This window comes from Sphingomonas sp. GW821-FHT03E12 (genome assembly GCF_059420685.1).
This window is the reverse complement of the sequence record NZ_JBWKUF010000002.1, coordinates 582186-597693: the sequence shown is the minus strand read 5'-3', so window position 1 is coordinate 597693 and position 15508 is coordinate 582186. Positions and strand designations below refer to the sequence as shown.

At 68.8% G+C, this 15508-nt stretch carries 15 protein-coding genes; 6 read left to right on the top strand and 9 right to left on the bottom strand.

Annotation, left to right across the window (positions count from 1 at the left end; genetic code table 11):
* Position 1 precedes the first annotated feature (1 nt).
* Genes AC07TU_RS08430 through AC07TU_RS08410 form a run of 5 tightly spaced genes read left to right on the top strand, consistent with a single transcriptional unit; the run spans position 2 to position 6238 of the window.
* Positions 2-1345: an FAD-dependent oxidoreductase gene (locus AC07TU_RS08430; protein WP_495187452.1), complete on the top strand. Its 1344-nt coding sequence runs from the start codon at positions 2-4 to the stop codon at positions 1343-1345.
* Entirely contained in the window at positions 1342-2661 is a 1320-nt protein-coding gene (locus tag AC07TU_RS08425) for a spinster family MFS transporter (protein ID WP_495187451.1), read from the top strand. The genes AC07TU_RS08430 and AC07TU_RS08425 overlap by 4 nt, the downstream gene beginning before the upstream one ends.
* Positions 2654-3541 (top strand): SDR family NAD(P)-dependent oxidoreductase, encoded by an 888-nt coding sequence (locus AC07TU_RS08420; RefSeq protein ID WP_495187450.1) that lies wholly within the window; start codon positions 2654-2656, stop codon positions 3539-3541. Before AC07TU_RS08425 ends, AC07TU_RS08420 begins: the two co-directional genes overlap by 8 nt.
* Positions 3538-4290 carry an SDR family NAD(P)-dependent oxidoreductase gene (locus tag AC07TU_RS08415; protein WP_495187449.1) on the top strand — a complete coding sequence of 251 codons (753 nt, stop codon included), beginning with the start codon at positions 3538-3540 and terminating at the stop codon, positions 4288-4290. The genes AC07TU_RS08420 and AC07TU_RS08415 overlap by 4 nt, the downstream gene beginning before the upstream one ends.
* A gap of 10 nt (positions 4291-4300) precedes the next feature.
* Positions 4301-6238, top strand: coding sequence for an oxidoreductase (locus AC07TU_RS08410; protein ID WP_495187448.1), 1938 nt, complete (start codon positions 4301-4303; stop codon positions 6236-6238).
* Here the strand turns inward: AC07TU_RS08410 and AC07TU_RS08405 are convergent, their stop codons facing one another.
* The 9 genes from AC07TU_RS08405 to AC07TU_RS08365 all read right to left on the bottom strand — a co-directional run bounded on the left by AC07TU_RS08405 (position 6239) and on the right by AC07TU_RS08365 (position 14605).
* The gene (locus AC07TU_RS08405; RefSeq protein WP_495187447.1) at positions 6239-7258 is read right to left on the bottom strand and encodes an NADP-dependent oxidoreductase; all 1020 of its coding nucleotides are present in this window, start codon (positions 7256-7258) and stop codon (positions 6239-6241) included.
* Positions 7255-8247, bottom strand: a complete 993-nt coding sequence (locus AC07TU_RS08400) for an acyl-CoA dehydrogenase family protein (RefSeq protein ID WP_495187446.1) — start codon at positions 8245-8247, stop codon at positions 7255-7257. The genes AC07TU_RS08405 and AC07TU_RS08400 overlap by 4 nt, the downstream gene beginning before the upstream one ends.
* Before the next feature lies 1 nt (position 8248).
* A complete protein-coding gene (locus tag AC07TU_RS08395; RefSeq protein ID WP_495187445.1) occupies positions 8249-9424 on the bottom strand; it encodes an acetyl-CoA C-acetyltransferase in 1176 nt (391 codons plus the stop codon).
* Between the two features lie 27 nt (positions 9425-9451).
* A complete protein-coding gene (locus AC07TU_RS08390; RefSeq protein ID WP_495187444.1) occupies positions 9452-10633 on the bottom strand; it encodes an acyl-CoA dehydrogenase family protein in 1182 nt (393 codons plus the stop codon).
* Positions 10633-11784 (bottom strand): thiolase family protein, encoded by a 1152-nt coding sequence (locus AC07TU_RS08385; protein ID WP_495187443.1) that lies wholly within the window; start codon positions 11782-11784, stop codon positions 10633-10635. Before AC07TU_RS08385 ends, AC07TU_RS08390 begins: the two co-directional genes overlap by 1 nt.
* On the bottom strand, positions 11781-12203 hold the full coding sequence (locus AC07TU_RS08380; RefSeq protein ID WP_495187442.1) for a Zn-ribbon domain-containing OB-fold protein: 423 nt from the start codon (positions 12201-12203) through the stop codon (positions 11781-11783). Before AC07TU_RS08380 ends, AC07TU_RS08385 begins: the two co-directional genes overlap by 4 nt.
* A 245-nt stretch (positions 12204-12448) precedes the next feature.
* Complete coding sequence (locus AC07TU_RS08375) at positions 12449-13222, bottom strand: helix-turn-helix transcriptional regulator (RefSeq protein WP_495187441.1); 774 nt, start codon at positions 13220-13222, stop codon at positions 12449-12451.
* Between the two features lies 1 nt (position 13223).
* Entirely contained in the window at positions 13224-13832 is a 609-nt protein-coding gene (locus AC07TU_RS08370; protein WP_495187440.1) for a TetR/AcrR family transcriptional regulator, read from the bottom strand.
* A 68-nt stretch (positions 13833-13900) separates the two neighbouring features.
* A complete protein-coding gene (locus AC07TU_RS08365; protein ID WP_495187439.1) occupies positions 13901-14605 on the bottom strand; it encodes a carboxymuconolactone decarboxylase family protein in 705 nt (234 codons plus the stop codon).
* Positions 14606-14724: 119 nt separating this feature from the next.
* Here AC07TU_RS08365 and AC07TU_RS08360 point away from each other — a divergent pair, with 119 nt between their 5' ends.
* Entirely contained in the window at positions 14725-15477 is a 753-nt protein-coding gene (locus tag AC07TU_RS08360; RefSeq protein WP_495187438.1) for an SDR family NAD(P)-dependent oxidoreductase, read from the top strand.
* The last annotated feature ends 31 nt before the right edge of the window (positions 15478-15508 follow it).

Here is a 15508-nt window from a genome sequence, read left to right as displayed (position 1 = left end):
CATGACCATGGACGACGACAGCACGATTACCTGCGATCTCCTTGTCATCGGCGGCGGCATGGCCGGCATGTCCGCCGCCGGCTGGGCGGCCGAACGCGGCGCGCGCGTCATCGTCGTCGAGAAGGCGGCGGCGCTCGGCGGATCCGCAGTGCTTTCGGGCGGCGTGTTCTGGACCGGATCGTCGCTCGACAAGATTTTGCTCTATGGCGGCGGCGATCCGGCACTCGCCCGGGTCGTGTTCGAGACCTATCCCGACGCCGTCGCGTGGCTGCGGCGCCGGGATATCCAGATCTCTCCGCGGATCGACGTGTTGCACGGTCAAGGCTATCAGATCGACATCCACGAACACATCCGCGGCTGCGCGGCGCTCGTCGAGCAGCATGGCGGCTTCGTGATCCTCGAAACCGAAACGACCGCCCTCCTCCTTGACGATGCGGGCACGGTGACCGGTGCACGCACCCGGCACGCCGATGGCGACGTGACGATCCGCGCAGCCGCCACGGTGCTGGCGACAGGCGGCTATCAAGCCTCGCCGGCGCTGCGCGCGCGCCATATCCATCCCCAGGCCGAAACGATGCTGTTGCGCTCCAACCCGGTCAGCGACGGCGCCGGCCTCCGGCTCGGCGCGGAGGCCGGGGGCGAGGTCGCGGGTACCAATGCCGGCTTCTACGGCCACCTCGTCAGCGAGCCGCGCGTCTGGGACGACGAGCGGCTCTATGTCGCGCTCTCGCAATATCACAGCGACCATGCGCTGCTGCTCAACGAAGCCGGCCAGCGCTTCTGCGATGAAAGCTATGGCGACCACGCCAATACCCAGGAGGTGGTCCGCCAGCCGGGCGCGCGCGCACTCTGCTTCTGGGATTCCCGCGCGCACGCCGCCTATGCCACCGTCCCGGTCGTGTCGGTGGGCGTGCCGATCGACAAGATGCAGGTTGCGCTGGACAATGGCGGCAAGGGAATCGTCGCGCAGACCCTCGACGAGGTCGCCGCATTTGCCGACGCGCAGGGATTCGACGGGGTCGCGGCGCATCGCACGATCGACGCATTCAACCATGCCGCGCGCCAGGGCTGGGAGCGGATGACGCCACCGCGGACCGAGGACTTCGCTGCGCTCGACAAACCGCCTTTCTATGCGCTGGTGGTGCATCCCGCGATCACCTTCACCTTTGGCGGGCTGACGATCGATCCGCAGGCCCGCGTGCTGCGCGCTGACGGAACGCCGGTCGCCGGGCTGTTCGCCGCGGGAAGCGATGCCGGCGGCGCCTTCGGACGCGGCTATGCCGGCGGCCTCGCGCTCGCCATGACCTTCGGCATCGCCGCTGCGCGAACCGCCGGCTGGGCATGACGACGATGGGTCCGCTCGACGCCGCCAGGGGCGCTTCGGCCGGGACGCGGCGCATGGCGCTGTTCGCGCTCTTCCTGGTCTCCGCATTCAACTATATCGACCGCACCATCGTCTCGCTGCTGCAGATTCCGATCAAGGCCGAGCTTCACCTGACCGATGGCCAGCTCGGCGCGCTGACCGGCCTCGCCTTCGCCTTGTTCTACGCGACGCTCTCGCTGCCGATCGCACGGCTCGCCGACCGGTTCAGCCGGCGCTGGCTGATCGTCATCTCGCTCGCATTATGGAGCGCGATGACGGCATTGTGCGGTCTCGCCACCAGCTTCGCGATACTCGTCCTGTTCCGGATCGGAGTCGCGATCGGCGAGGCCGGGAGCGTGCCGGCCAGCGTATCGCTGATCGCCGACTATTACCCCCCGCAACGCCGCGCGACCGCGATGTCGACCTGGGGGCTCGCGCTGCCCGCCGGACTGATGGCGGGCTATGCCGGAAGCGGCTGGCTTGCCGAGATGCTGGGCTGGCGGCTCACCTTCGTCGTAGTCGGCGGGGCCGGCCTCGTCCTTGCACCGCTGGTATTGTGGATGCTGGCCGAACCACGGCGCGGCGCGTTCGAGGCGCGCAGCGAGCCCCCGCCCGCCGCGCCGCCTTTGCTCGACTCGCTCCGCCTGCTCTGGCGCACCCGCGCGTTCCGCTACGTCGTCATCGCCGGCATGCTGCATGGGTTCAGCCAATATTCGATGATGACCTGGAACGCGCCCTTCTTCGCGCGGACCCACGGCCTGTCGCTCGGCACGGTGGCGCTGCTGATGGCGTTGCTCAGCGGCGGTGCCGGCGCGGTCGGCATGTTCGCCAGCGGCTGGCTCACCGATCGCCTTGCGGCGCGCGACGCGCGCTGGCGGGTGTGGATCATGGCCCTGGTCGTCGGCCTCACCGTTCCGCTCGCACTCGTGCAGTATCTCACCAGTTCGACGCTGGTCGCGATCGGCGCCGCGACGATCGCTGCGGCGACGATGATCGCCTATTACGGGCCGATCCTCGCCGCGACCCAGTCGGCGACGCCGCCGACGATGCGCGCGTTCGGCAATGCCGTGCTGCTGCTGTGCTTCAACCTGTTCGGCCTCGGCCTCGGCCCCTGGCTTACCGGCCTGCTCAGCGATGCACTGGTCCCGCAGGCGGGCGCCGATGCGCTGCGCTTCGCGCTGGCGATCATGCTCGTGCCCTCGGCGCTGGCGGCATTGCTGTTCCTCTACGCCGCGCGCTTCTTCACCCCGGCCGGGCAGTTGCGTGAAACCCATGATGGAGCTGGACGAGATGCGTGAACTCAGGGGCCGGACCGCGGTCATCACCGGAGCAGGCAGCGGCATCGGCGCGGCGCTGGCGCGGCGTGCTGCGGCCGAGGGGATGAATGTCGTCCTCGCCGACATCCAACTCGCCGATGCCGCTCAGCTTGCCGGGGAGATCGGCGCCGATCGCGCGCTCGCGGTGCGTTGCGATGTCGCCGATGAGGCGAGCGTGACCGCGCTCGCCGACGCCGCCTATGCCCGGTTCGGCTCGGTCGACCTGCTGTGCAACAATGCCGGGATCGTGCCCGGCGGACGGCATCGCCGCGTCTGGGAATATACGCCGGGCGACTGGCACTGGTCGATCGGGGTCAATCTCTACGGCGTCGTCCACGGCCTGCGCGTCTTCGTGCCGCGGATGATCGCGCAGGGCACGCCCGCGCATATCCTCAACACCGCCTCCGTCGCCGGCATGGTCAGTGGTTCGGGATCGGCCTGCTACGGTGCCGCGAAGCACGCCGTGGTCCGCGCCACCGAAGCCCTCTACGCCGGCCTGCGCGAAGAGGGAGCACCGATCGGCGTCACGATGCTCTGTCCCGGGCTCGTCCGCACGCGCATCTATGATGCCGAGCGGCTGCGCCCGGCCGAGTTCGCCGATGCAGCCCCTCAAGCCGAGTCCGCCGAGCTCGAGGCGATGCGCGAGGATCTCTACCGCAACGCCACTACGCCGGAGGAAGCCGCCGACATGGCGTTCCGCGGCATTCTCGACGACCGCTTCTACGTTTTCACCACCATTGCCTTCGACGAGGCGATCGCAGCGCGTGCCGACGCGATCCTCGCTCGCCGCAACCCCGAGTTCGAAAGCATCGTCGCGATGAGCCGCAAGGACGCCGATCTGCACGCCGGGTCCGCGGCATGACTCGTTTCACCGGTCGCTGCGCGGTGGTCACTGGCGCCGCGTCGGGAATCGGGCTCGAGACCGCGCGGCGCTTCGCCGCCGAGGGTGCGCGCGTCGCGCTGATCGACCGCGACGGCGAAGCGGTATCGCGGGCGCATGCGGAGCTTGCCGGGGACGACCATCTCGCGATCGTGATGGACGTGACCGATGAAGCCGGCTGGACCAGCCTCGCCGAAACAATCGAGGAGAGCTGGGGCCAGCTCGACGTCCTGGTCAACAATGCCGGCACCGCCCCGTTCCGCGCGATCACCGACACCACGCTCGCCCAGTGGCGCGACACGATCGCAGTCAACCTCGACTCGACCTTTCTCGGCACGCGCGCGCTGCTGCCGTTGCTCGCCCGGTCGGGACGCGGCGCGATCGTCAACGTCTCGTCGATCCGCGGCATCATCGGCGGGGTCGACATCTCGGCCTATTGCGCCGCCAAGGGCGGGGTGCGGATGTTCACCAAGGCGACCGCGCTCGAATGCGCCGCGCTCGGCAATGGAGTGCGCGCCAATTCGGTGCATCCGGGACTGATCGCGACTCCGCTCGCCGCCGCAGCGCTCGCCGACCCCGACGTCGCGGCACGCCGCATGGCCAGCTTGCCGGTGGGACGCGCCGGCGAGCCCGGCGACATCGCCGCCGCGATCCTCTTCGCCGCGAGTGACGACGCATCCTATATGACCGGCGCCGAACTCGTCATCGACGGCGGAACCATCGCCCAATGACCCCCGCCCGATGAGCACGGCGTTCCCGCACCTGTTCAGCCCGTTTACGATCGGCGGGCACCGGCTGCGCAACCGGATCGTGATGCTGCCGCACGGCACCAGCATGGTGGTGCGCGGCGCGCCGACCGAGGACGATATCGCCTATTATGTCCGCCGCGCTGCCGCCGGGCCGGGGCTGATGGTGACCGGCGCCTCGGTGACCTCGCTCGATTCGGCGCGGCGCGGCCGCAAGCTGATCGAGACCTTCAACGAGGAGGCCCTGCCGATGCTCGCGCGCCGCGCCGCCGCGGTTCGTGCGGAGGGCGCGGCGATCGTGGGACAGATCGTCCATCTCGGCCGCGAGGCGATCGGCATGGAGAGCGACTGGCCGCTGCTCGCCCCCTCCCCGGTCCGCTCCCCGCGCGACCTCCAGGCGCCGCGCGAGATGGACGATGCGGACATCCGCCGTGTCATCGCGGACTTCGCCGCCTGCGCGCGCAACCTCGAAGCCACCGGGCATGACGGTGTCGAGATCCACGGCGCGCATGGCTATCTCGTCGGCCAGTTCCTGTCGCCCGCGACCAACCGGCGCGACGACCGCTGGGGCGGCGATCCCGAGCGCCGGCTGCGCTTTCTCGTCGAGGTGATCGAGGCGATCCGCGGCGCGTGCGGCCCGGATTTCATCCTCGGCCTCCGCCTCAGTGCGGACGAGGAGATTGCCGACGGCCTCGAACTTGCCGACAACCGGCGGATCGTCGAGGCGCTCGCCGCGCAGCAACCGGTCGACTATCTCAGCGTCACGCTCGGAACGCGCGGAAGCTACGTCAAGGACGCCACCCAGCCAGGCGCCACCGCCGCCCGCGCCGCGGCGATGCTGCGCGCGGCATCGGGCTTCGTCACCATCGCCGGGCAGCGCTTCACCTCGCCTTCGCTCGCCGAAGCCGCGCTCGACGCCGGTCAGGCCGATGCGATCGGCTTCGCCCGTGCCTTCGTCGCCGACGCTCGCTGGGTCGCCAAGGCGGCCAGCGACACGCCGGAGCGCATCCGCCCATGTATCGGATTGAACCAGGATTGCCGGGCGTTCGCACCGCATCTCCACTGCGCGGTGAACCCGCGCGCCGGTCGCGAGAATGATCCGCGGTTCAAGGACGACGTTCGTACCTCCCGTCCCCGAACGGTGGCGATCATCGGCGGCGGCCCGGCCGGGCTTGAGGCTGCGTGCACCGCCGCCGCGCGGGGGCATGAGGTGACGCTCTATGAAGCAGGCGACGGCCTTGGCGGGCAGTTCCTCTACGCCGCCTCGATCCTGGGACGTGGCGAACTGTCGCGGCTCATCGATCACTTGCGCGGTGAGGCGGTGCGCCTCGGCGTATCGATCCGCCTCAATCACCGCGTCCATGGCCTGGACGACCTCGCCGGGCCGGCGGACGTCGTGATCCTGGCAACCGGCGCGCAACCGCAGCCGCTTCCGGCGCATCTCGATCCGCAGGTGGCGATCGGATGGCTCGACATCCTGCGCGACGGCGCGCCGGAACCGCGGGGCGGCGGCCACGCGCTCGTACAGGATGACGGCACGGGTTTCTGGTGGACCTATGGTGTCGCGAATGCGCTGGTCGATGCCGGGTGGCGCATCACTATCGCGACGCCTGCCAGCGCGATCGCGGCGGCGATCCCGGCCGAGAGCCTGATGCCGCTGCTCGTCCGGCTCGGCGGCCTGGAAACGCAATACCGGCCGCTCACCGCGCTGCTCGATGTTCGCGACGGCGAAGCCCATCTCGCCGATATCGCCAGCGGTGCCGAAACCACACTGCCCTGCGACCTCGTCGTCGTGCAGACCGGGCGCCGGTCCGTCGACCTCGGCGCCGAGCGCTTTCCGGGCGTCCAGTTCCACCGCATCGGCGATTGCGTCGCACCGCGACGCATCTCGAACGCATTGTTCGAGGCACGGCTGGCCGCCGCCGCGCTCTGATCACTCATTCGCGACGATCAGCGTGCCTGCATTTCTGCCCGCGAACAGGTCGACAAACGCCGCCGGAATGGCGGCAAAGCCGTGGCGCAGGTCAATGCGCAGCTTGAGCGCGCCGCTTTCGAGCCAGCCCCTGAGCGCCGTCCGCGCTTCATCCGCCCGATCGACGAAATCGCCGACCACGAATCCTTCCATACGGATCCGGCCATAGACAAGCTTCATCATGTCGCTCGGGCCGGGTGCAGTACCTTCCCGGTCATAGGCGGCAATCTGGCCGCACAGCACGATCCGTCCGTGCGCCGCCATCCGGTCGATCGCGGCGTCGAGGATCGCCCCGCCGACATTGTCGAAGAACAGGTCGATCCCGGCGGGGCACAGCTGGGCGAGGCGCGTTGCAACATCCTCAGCACGATAGTCGATCGCGGCGTCGACCCCGCATTCCTCGCGCAGCCAGGCACATTTGGCCGCACCGCCGGCGATGCCGATGACGCGTGCACCAGCGATGCGCGCGATCTGGCACGCGACCGACCCCACCGATCCCGCCGCGCCCGAGACCAGCACGGTCTCGCCCGCCACGACCCTGCCCACGTCGCGCATGCCGAAATAGGCGGTCAGGCTGTTGAGCGAGAGCGGCCCCAGTGCGTCGGCGAAGTCCATCTCCGCAGGAAGCCGGAATGCGGGCACCGGTGCCGTCTCCGGAGCGATCACGCTCCAGTCCTCCCAGCGTGCCATCGCGATCATCCGCGCACCCGCCGGCCAGTCATCGTGGCGCGAGGCAACCACCTCGCAGCCCGCCATCCCGGCAATCGTGCCGCCGACCGCGATCGCCCCGCGCTGGCGTTGCCCCGACACCTCCAGCCAATTGCGGATCGTTGGTGCGATCGCAAACATCCGGTTCCGCACCAGAATCTCACCCTCGTGCAGTTCAGGCACCGCAAACGGCGCATCGACTGCCGCGAAATCTTCGATCGAAACCCGCCCCACCGGCCGCCGCGCCAGCGTCCACTGGCGGTTGCCAGTCACGCCGCAAGCCTCGCCCGCGCCTCACCCGCGCCGCCGAACAGCCGCGCCAGCACCATCACGCGCCGTAACGCGCGTCCCACCGCAAGCTCGTCGGTGACGCCGATCCCGCCATGGAGTTGCACGGCCTCTTCGGCCAGGCGCTGGGCCGCATCGGCCACATAGGCCTTGGCGGCCCGGGTGGCACGTACGAAGCCCGGATCGTCGCGGCCCAGCGCCGCCGCCCTGATCGTCAGCGACCGCGCCTGCTCAAGCGCGATGAACATCCGTGCGCGCTTGTGCTGCACCACCTGAAAGCTGCCGATCGTCACACCGAACTGACTGCGAGTGCCCACATAGTCGGCGGTAAGCGCACAGAGCTGCGCCATCGCGCCGGTCATCTCCGCTGCGTGCGCCAGATCGACCATCGCAAGCACGGTCTCGGCAGCACCCGGCGGCAACGGGATCGTGGTCGCAGGGACGTCAGAGAGCGTGACGGTCGCGGCGGGCGTCCCGTCGGCGAGGCGATGAGGCGTCATGGCCACACCTTCGGCATCCGTCGGGACGATATGCGCAGCCCCCGCGTCCAGCACGACGATCGCCGCCGCTTGCGGTGCCCAGCGAACAAAGTCGAGTCGGCCCGATATGCCGCTTGCCCCCTCCCGCACCGAACCCGCCGCCAGAGCGAGCAGCGACTCCCCCGCCAGCAGAGGCGCAACAAACCGCTCGATCGACGCAGCACCGCCATGACGCGCGATCAGGCCGCCTGCCCCGATCACCCCCTCCCCCAAAGGCGTGATCGCAAGCGCGCGGCCAAAGGCTTCGGCGGCGATCAAGGCATCGTCGGCGGCACCTTCCACGAGAAATGCAAGCAGCCCGAGCTCGGCAATGCCCTGCCAGTCCGCCGGCGCCATCGCCCCCGCGCCGATCGAGCCGGCGTCGGTCCGATCGGCGAGGAACCGCGACACCATATCGCGCAGCAGAACCTGCTCCTCGCTGGGTGCCAGCAGCATATCAGAGCCGCTCGACGATCGTGACGTTGGCGATGCCGCCCCCTTCGCACATCGTCTGGAGGCCGTAGCGGCCGCCGCGCACGCGCAAGGCGTGCACCAATGTCGCCATCAGCTTGGTTCCCGTCGCACCGAGCGGGTGGCCGAGCGCAATCGCGCCGCCATTGACGTTAAGCCGCGCCGGATCGGCACCCAGTGCCTTCACCCAGGCGAGCGGGATCGAGGCGAACGCCTCGTTGACCTCGAACAGGTCGATGTCCGGCAGCGACAACCCGGCGCGCTCCAGCGCGCGGCGCGTGGCCGGGATCGGCTCCTCCAGCATGATCACAGGATCGCCGGCAGTGACGGTGAGGTTGTGAATCCGCGCGAGCGGCGTCAGCCCGTGCGTGCGCACCGCCGCCTCGGACGCCACCAGCACGCCGCTCGCCCCGTCGCAGATCTGGCTGGCGGTCGCCGCGCTCAGCGTCCCGCCCTCGCTCAGCAGCTTCACCGAAGCGATCCCGTCGAGCGTCGCATCGGCCCGGACGCCCTCGTCGCAATCGTGCAGGTGATGTGTGCCGTCCGGCGCGGTCACCTCAATCGCCACAATCTCAGCGGCGAAGGCGCCTGCCGCCGCCGCGGCGGCGGCCTTGCGATGGCTCTCCAGCGCGAAGCGATCGAGCGCGTCGCGATCGAGGCCATATTTGTCGGCGACCATCTGCGCGCCGGTGAACTGGCTGAATGCCTCGACGCCATAGCGCCGCTGGATGCTCCTCGCGAACGGCCCTTCGCCCATTCCCGCCTGCGCCGCGAGCAGCACCGGCGAGCCCATATGGACGCGCGACATGCTCTCGACGCCGCCTGCGATCACCAGATCCTGCGTGCCCGACATCACCGCCTGCGCCGCAAAATGCAGCGCCTGCTGGGATGAGCCGCACTGGCGGTCGATCGTCACCGCGGGTACGCTGTCGGGCAGCGAGGAGGCGAGCACGACGTTGCGGCCGAGCGCGAAGGTCTGCTCGCCGACCTGGCTGACACAACCGATGATGACGTCGTCGATCGCGGCGGGATCGACCCCGGCCTCCGCCACGATCGCATCGAGCACGGCGGCGCCGAGATCGGCGGGATGGACCCCCGCGAGCCGTCCGTTGCGGCGGCCGCCGGCGGTGCGGCGGGCGGAGACGATATAGGCTTCAGGCACGGGCAGGATCCTTGTCAGATGAACGGGTCATGGCGCGGTGGGTGCCGCGCGGGCGATGAGGTTGAGCTGGATCTCGCTCGTCCCGCCGAAGATCGACCAGGCGCGCGCATTGAGATAGCGCGCGCTGGCAAGGCCCGCTTCGGGCGGCCCGGCGAGGGCTGGCGCATCGTCCGCATGGAATGGGCGCTCGGCGGGAAGCTGGAGCCCGGTGAGTCCGAAGGCATCGACCGCCAGCGCCTCGATTCCCTGACGGATTTCCGACGCGATCAGCTTGACCGCCAGACTGCGCGGATGCGGCGCCTCGCCGGCCTCGATTTCAAGCAAGGTGCGCAATTCGGTCATCTCAAGCGCCTCAGCCTCGAGCCTCAGCCGGACGGCGCGATCGGCCAGCATCGCATCCAGCGCTCCCGTCGCGGCGATCAGCCGGTCGAGATCGGCGAGCAGTTGCGGCGCATAGCCGGTCCCGCCGCGCTCATTCTCGAGCAGGAACTTGGCGATGCCCCATCCCTCGCCCTCTCCGCCGATCCGGTTGACGGCCGGCACGCGCACCGCTTCGAGGAACACCTCGTTGAGCTCATGGTCGCCCGATGCGCTCAAGATCGGCCGGACGGTCACGCCCGGCGATGCCATGTCGATCAGCAGGAACGAGATGCCGGCCTGCGGCTTCACGTCGGGATCGGTCCGCACCAGTGCGAACAGCCAGTTGGCGAACTGCGCCTGCGTCGTCCAGATTTTCTGCCCGGTCACGACATAGTCGTCGCCCTCACGGACGGCGCGCGTGCGCAGGCTGGCGAGATCGGAACCGGCGCCGGGCTCGGAAAAGCCTTGCGCCCAGACATGCGCGCCGGTGCGCAATGCAGGCAGGAACCGCGCTTTCTGCGCTTCGGTGCCATAGGTGTAGAGCACCGGTCCCACGAGCTTCAGCCCCATGCCCGGGATCAGCGGCGCGCCCGCGCGCGCGCATTCGGTTTCGAAGATCCAGCGCTCCACCGCACCCCAGCCGGGGCCGCCCGCACTTGCCGGCCAGAAATAGGTGAGCCAGCCCTTGGCTTCGAGCGCAGCCTGCCAGGGGAGATAGACGTCGGGCTCCGCGAACACACCCGAAGTGAGCGCCGCGCCGCGCCGCATCGCCGGGGTCAGCCCGGCATCGAGAAAGGCGCGGACCTCGTCGCGGAACGCGGCCTGTCCGGGCGAGAGCGCCAAGTCCATCACGCGCGCTCCACGATTGCCACCGCCGACACGCCGGGCGCGCCATAGACGTGACTATAGCCCATCCGCGGATCGCCCGGCACTTGCCGCGCACCCGCCTGGCCCGTCAGCTGGACATAGTTCTCATAAACCTGGCGCAGCCCCGACGCACCGATCGGCTCGCCACAGGCAAGGCATCCGCCATCGGTGTTGACCGGCAGCTCCCCGTCGATCCGCGTCAACCCTTCCGCGATCCACCGCTCCTGCTCGCCATCCGCGCAGAAGCCGTTCTCGGCCATGTGCATGATTTCAGCCCCGCTCTCGGTATCCTGAAGCTGCGCCACATCGATGTCGTCCGGACCGACGCCGGCCATCGCATAGGCCGCGCGCGAGGCGATCACCGTAGGCGAGACGCCACGCTCCATGTCGAGCGCGGGCGCGAACACCTCGAACGATCCTGGCGGGCGGCTGCGCACTGCCGCCGCACGCAGCCGCACCGCCGGCAGGCCGAGTTCGCGCGCCTTGGCCTCACTGGCGAAGATCAGTGCGACCGCGCCTTCGCCGGGCGAGCAGAACATGAACTTGGTCAGCGGGTCGCTGACCATTGCCGATGCGAGGATCGTCTCGGCATCGACGACTTCGCGCCGCCAGGCATGGTCGGTGAGCACGCCGTTCGCGAACGCCTTCTCGGCGACCGCCGCCAGCGTGCCGGAAGTGATCCCGTACATCGCCATGTAGCGCTGGATCTTCATCGCAAAGAACTGCGTGGTGAGCATCAGGCCGGTTTCGCCATACCAGTCAGGAAGGCCCCATTCGGCAGGCTTCGGGTCGAACGCGCCGCGCGGATGCTTGTCGAAACCGACGGCAATGCCGAGGTCGAACTCGCCCGACTTGATCGTCGAATAGGCGCCGAACATCGCCGAGCCGCCGGTCGCGCAGCCATTGGTGACGTTGATGAACGGAAGCCCGGTCAGCCCCAGCTCCGAGACCATCGTGTCGGCCTTGCCCGCCGCATCGGACCCGCCATAGGCGAACTGGATATCGCGCCATTCGAGCCCCGCACGCTGCAACGCCTGCCGCACCGCGAACACGCCCTGCTGAAGACCGGTGCGTTCCGGCGTCCGGCCAAAGGGGTGGATGCCCGCGCCGATGATGTAGACGTCGCCCATCACTGCGCTCCCGCGGCGGGCGCAAAGGCGAAGGTCGTGCGCCGTTCGCCGCTCGCCAGGGTGAAGGGCTCGGCAACGAGCGCCATCGGCATGCCAATCGCGAACCCGTCGAGCGGCGCGCCGGTCAGCCGTCCCTCGACGATGAGCGCCGTGCCCAGCGCGACATAGCCCACGGCATAGGGCTCGAATGACTCGGGCCCGGCATAGGGCGGCGACTTGGGCCGGAAACGCTGGACCGTCCAGGACCATAGCCGCCCGGTCCGCGGCAGCGTCACCGCCTCGAACCGCGCGGGATCGGCATCACCGGGCGCCGGGAACACCAGCCGGCCGTCGCCGCGATCGCGCGCGGCGAGCAGCGTCACCGCCCCATCGGAATCGAGGTGCAGCAGGCGATCGTCCATCGGCGGCGGCAAGTCAGGCATATCCCATCTCCTGCCGCTCAACCTAGATGCACAGCAAAGCGGGCGCCTCTGTCCAATGGGTTAGCCGTGGAGCGCACCGCGGAAATTTGAGCCGCCACCCGTCACCCCGGACTTGTTTCGGGGGCCACGGTGCAACGAGGCGAAGGTCTCGATGTTTCGGCAGAAGCCTCAACCGCAGCCCTTGTGGAGACGCGGATGCCGGAACAAGTCCGGCATGACGATTCAGGTTGTTGGACCGTTCGGGATCAGCGCAGCGTGCTCAGGAATCCGAGCTGCGCAGCCTTGAACAGTGCCTGATCGCGATTGACCGCGTCGAGCTTTTCCGCCGCGACACGGATATGGAAGCGGATCGTGGTGCGCTTGAGCCCGACGATCATCGCGATCTCGTCATTGGTCTTGCCGGCCGCGGCCCAGCGCAGGCACTCGACCTCGCGCTTCGACAGAGTCACATGCGCGATCCGCGCCGAGCGCCGCTCGGTGACCTTGACGTAGCTCGCCACGAACACCCGGGCGAGCAGCGCCAGCGTCTCGCCGACCTCCTCATAGGGCCGGGACAGATCGTGAACCGCGGGATCGGGCGAAAGGAAGCTCGCCGCCGCGATCTGACCGAACGGCAGATGGATCGGCGCAACGATCGCTGCGCTGGTGAGGGCGCGTTCGCGGAAGTTCGAGAGGTCGAGCTCGGCGAGCAGCGCGTTCGGTGTGCGCGTGCGGATGCCATCCGCATTGCACCAGAAGGGCTCGCTCTCGAACCGGCACGCCATCGGGAGGGGGGAGGTCAGCGCCAGCTGCGGGAAGCGCCACCAGCGCGAATCATCGCCAGAGAAACCGAACACGTCACTGGCGAGGATCGCGCCGTCGGCGTCCTTCATGGGTTCGGCGGCGGCGATGTTGTGCGTCGCCGCGACCTTCAGCCCGGCGAGTGCCCACACCGCGTCGCGCAGCGCTTCGGCCGCCGCGCGAATCCCGGCCGGAGAGCCGATCCGCACCGCGGCGAGCGAGGCCTCGCTGACCAGCATGTCAGCCGGCCTTGAGTCCGTCGAAGAAGGGCATGCACAGCGCGTCCGCCACCTCCTCGGGCGAGCGCGTCGCCGCCATCGGCGGGTACCATTTATACGCCCAGTTGCACATGCCGAAGAAGCCATAGGTGGTGATCACCGGATCGACGGCGCGGAAACGCCCGCTCTCGATTCCCTCGACGATGATCGCCTTGACGCCCTCGAAATATGCGTACCGGCGCGCCCGGATCGCCTCGCGCATCTCGCCTTCGAGATCCCCGTAATTGTCCATGAATGCACGAACATAGCCCGGATGGGTGGCGATCTGGCCGAGAATGTCGACACAGGCCGATCGCAATGCCGCGATCGGATCCGTCCCGGCCTGGCGCTTCAACCCGTCGAGCAGCGCACCGATATGCGTGTCGTGGATCGCGTAGAGGATCGACAGCTTGCTCGGGAAATAATGGTACAGTGTCGGCTTGCCCAGTCCGACCTCGTCAGCAAGCATCTGCATCGAGGTATTGTGAAACCCGACCTTGTCGAACAGCGTCGCGCAATGCTGGATAATCTCGATACGCTTGCCGTCATGCGCTTCGGTGGTCAGGCGCTTCCTAGCGGTCTTGGCGGCCATCGATCATCCTCTCTCACCCTGCCTTGCTCTGCCTTGGGCAGGCAGCAAACTCAAGCAGTTGCTCATGGTCAATTCTTGCCTGCATCCATCGCGGTAGCGCCGACCACCCAGGCCGACAGGCCGGCGACCGGCACCGCGCACAGCACGGCCTCGGCGATCTCGGCCTCGCTCGCGCCGGCGCGCCGCGCGCCGTCCATATGGACCGAAGCCCAGTTGCTATAGTCCGCCGCCAGCACGGTCACGAGCAGCAGCTCGGCATGATGCGGCGCAAGCGCGGTGCCCGACAGCGTGCCCTCACGCATCAGATAATAGGCGTCGCCACCCGTCGGCACCAGTTCGAGAAGCTTGCCGAGCGACGGCGGCATCGTGTTGAAATAGGCAAGGAAGTTGGCTTCGGCCTCGCCGGGCGCGACCGTCAGCGGCTGCTCCTCCGCATCGATGCGGGCGATCCCGGGATAGACGTGCGCGAAGATCGCCTCGAACCGCAGCGCGGCCCCTTCGCCCCGCGAGCTCGCCAGGATGGCGATCGCCGCGCCGGCATGCTCGGCATCGAGCCCGGCCGCCGCCGCCGCGCGCAGCTCGCGCTCGGCCATCTCGGCATAGTTTTTCACGCAAGCGGCCGCCGCCACGAACAAATGCTTCAGCGGCGCTGGAAGCGCGCCGTCCTGCTCGATCACCGCACGGAATCGGCGATAGCCGGCCAGCGTCTTGGGCGCCCGGGCGCGGACCCTGCCGATGGCGCCGAGCGTCTCGATGCGTCCGCCTGCTTCCATATCGCGCCCTCTCCTTTTTGATAGACCAACCGGTCGGACGGTTATGCTAACGAAGCAAAGACGAGCACGTCAATCGGCGGCTTTACGATGGACGAGGACGAACGGAAGGAAGCGCGGAAATGGCGAATTTGACGGGCAAGCTGGCGGTGATCACCGGCGCCGCGTCCGGGATCGGGCTCGCCACGGCGCATCGATTCGCCGCGGCGGGCGGGCGCCTCATTCTCGTCGATCGCAATGCCGAAGGGCTGGCACGCGCAATGACCGCGCTCGGCGAGCATGGCCATCGCAGCGTCCCCATGGACGTGACCGACGAAACCGCCTGGGCATCGCTCGCCGCCGGGATCGGGGATGGCAGCGGCATGCTCAATATCCTCGTCAACAATGCCGGATTCGGCGTCTTCCGTTCGATCGCAGACACGACGCTGGAGCATTGGCGCGCGGTCATGGCGGTCAATCTCGACAGCGTGTTCCTGGCGACCAAATATCTGCTGCCGCTACTCGCGCGCTCCGGCAACGGCGCGATCGTCAACATGTCGTCGATCCGCGGCATCGCCGCCTCTGCCAACGCCGGCAGCTATTGCGCCGCGAAGGGCGCGGTGCGGATGTTCACCAAGGCGACCGCGCTCGAATGCGCCGCGCTGCGGAACGGCGTGCGTGCCAACTCGATCCACCCCGGCCATATCGAGACACCGCTCACCGCGGGCGCGCATGCCGACCCGGCGATCGCAGCGCGCCTGCTCGCGGACACGCCGATCGGCCGCACCGGAACGCCTGAGGAGATCGCCGACGCGATCCTGTTCCTCGCGAGCGACGCCTCCCGCTACATGACCGGGGCGGAGTTGGTGGTCGATGGCGGCTCGACCGCGCAATAGTGAGAGAGGATCAGATTCATGCAGATCAACG

Bases quoted from the DNA above. Each gene is read 5' to 3' on its own strand.
- AC07TU_RS08430 (WP_495187452.1), top strand. From the start codon at position 2: ATGACCATGGACGACGACAGCACGATTACCTGCGATCTCCTTGTCATC.
- AC07TU_RS08425 (WP_495187451.1), top strand. From the start codon at position 1,342: ATGACGACGATGGGTCCGCTCGACGCCGCCAGGGGCGCTTCGGCCGGG.
- AC07TU_RS08420 (WP_495187450.1), top strand. From the start codon at position 2,654: ATGCGTGAACTCAGGGGCCGGACCGCGGTCATCACCGGAGCAGGCAGC.
- AC07TU_RS08415 (WP_495187449.1), top strand. From the start codon at position 3,538: ATGACTCGTTTCACCGGTCGCTGCGCGGTGGTCACTGGCGCCGCGTCG.
- AC07TU_RS08410 (WP_495187448.1), top strand. From the start codon at position 4,301: ATGAGCACGGCGTTCCCGCACCTGTTCAGCCCGTTTACGATCGGCGGG.
- AC07TU_RS08400 (WP_495187446.1), bottom strand. From the start codon at position 8,247: ATGCTGCTGGCACCCAGCGAGGAGCAGGTTCTGCTGCGCGATATGGTG.
- AC07TU_RS08390 (WP_495187444.1), bottom strand. From the start codon at position 10,633: ATGGACTTGGCGCTCTCGCCCGGACAGGCCGCGTTCCGCGACGAGGTC.
- AC07TU_RS08380 (WP_495187442.1), bottom strand. From the start codon at position 12,203: ATGCCTGACTTGCCGCCGCCGATGGACGATCGCCTGCTGCACCTCGAT.
- AC07TU_RS08375 (WP_495187441.1), bottom strand. From the start codon at position 13,222: ATGCTGGTCAGCGAGGCCTCGCTCGCCGCGGTGCGGATCGGCTCTCCG.
- AC07TU_RS08370 (WP_495187440.1), bottom strand. From the start codon at position 13,832: ATGGCCGCCAAGACCGCTAGGAAGCGCCTGACCACCGAAGCGCATGAC.
- AC07TU_RS08365 (WP_495187439.1), bottom strand. From the start codon at position 14,605: ATGGAAGCAGGCGGACGCATCGAGACGCTCGGCGCCATCGGCAGGGTC.
- AC07TU_RS08360 (WP_495187438.1), top strand. From the start codon at position 14,725: ATGGCGAATTTGACGGGCAAGCTGGCGGTGATCACCGGCGCCGCGTCC.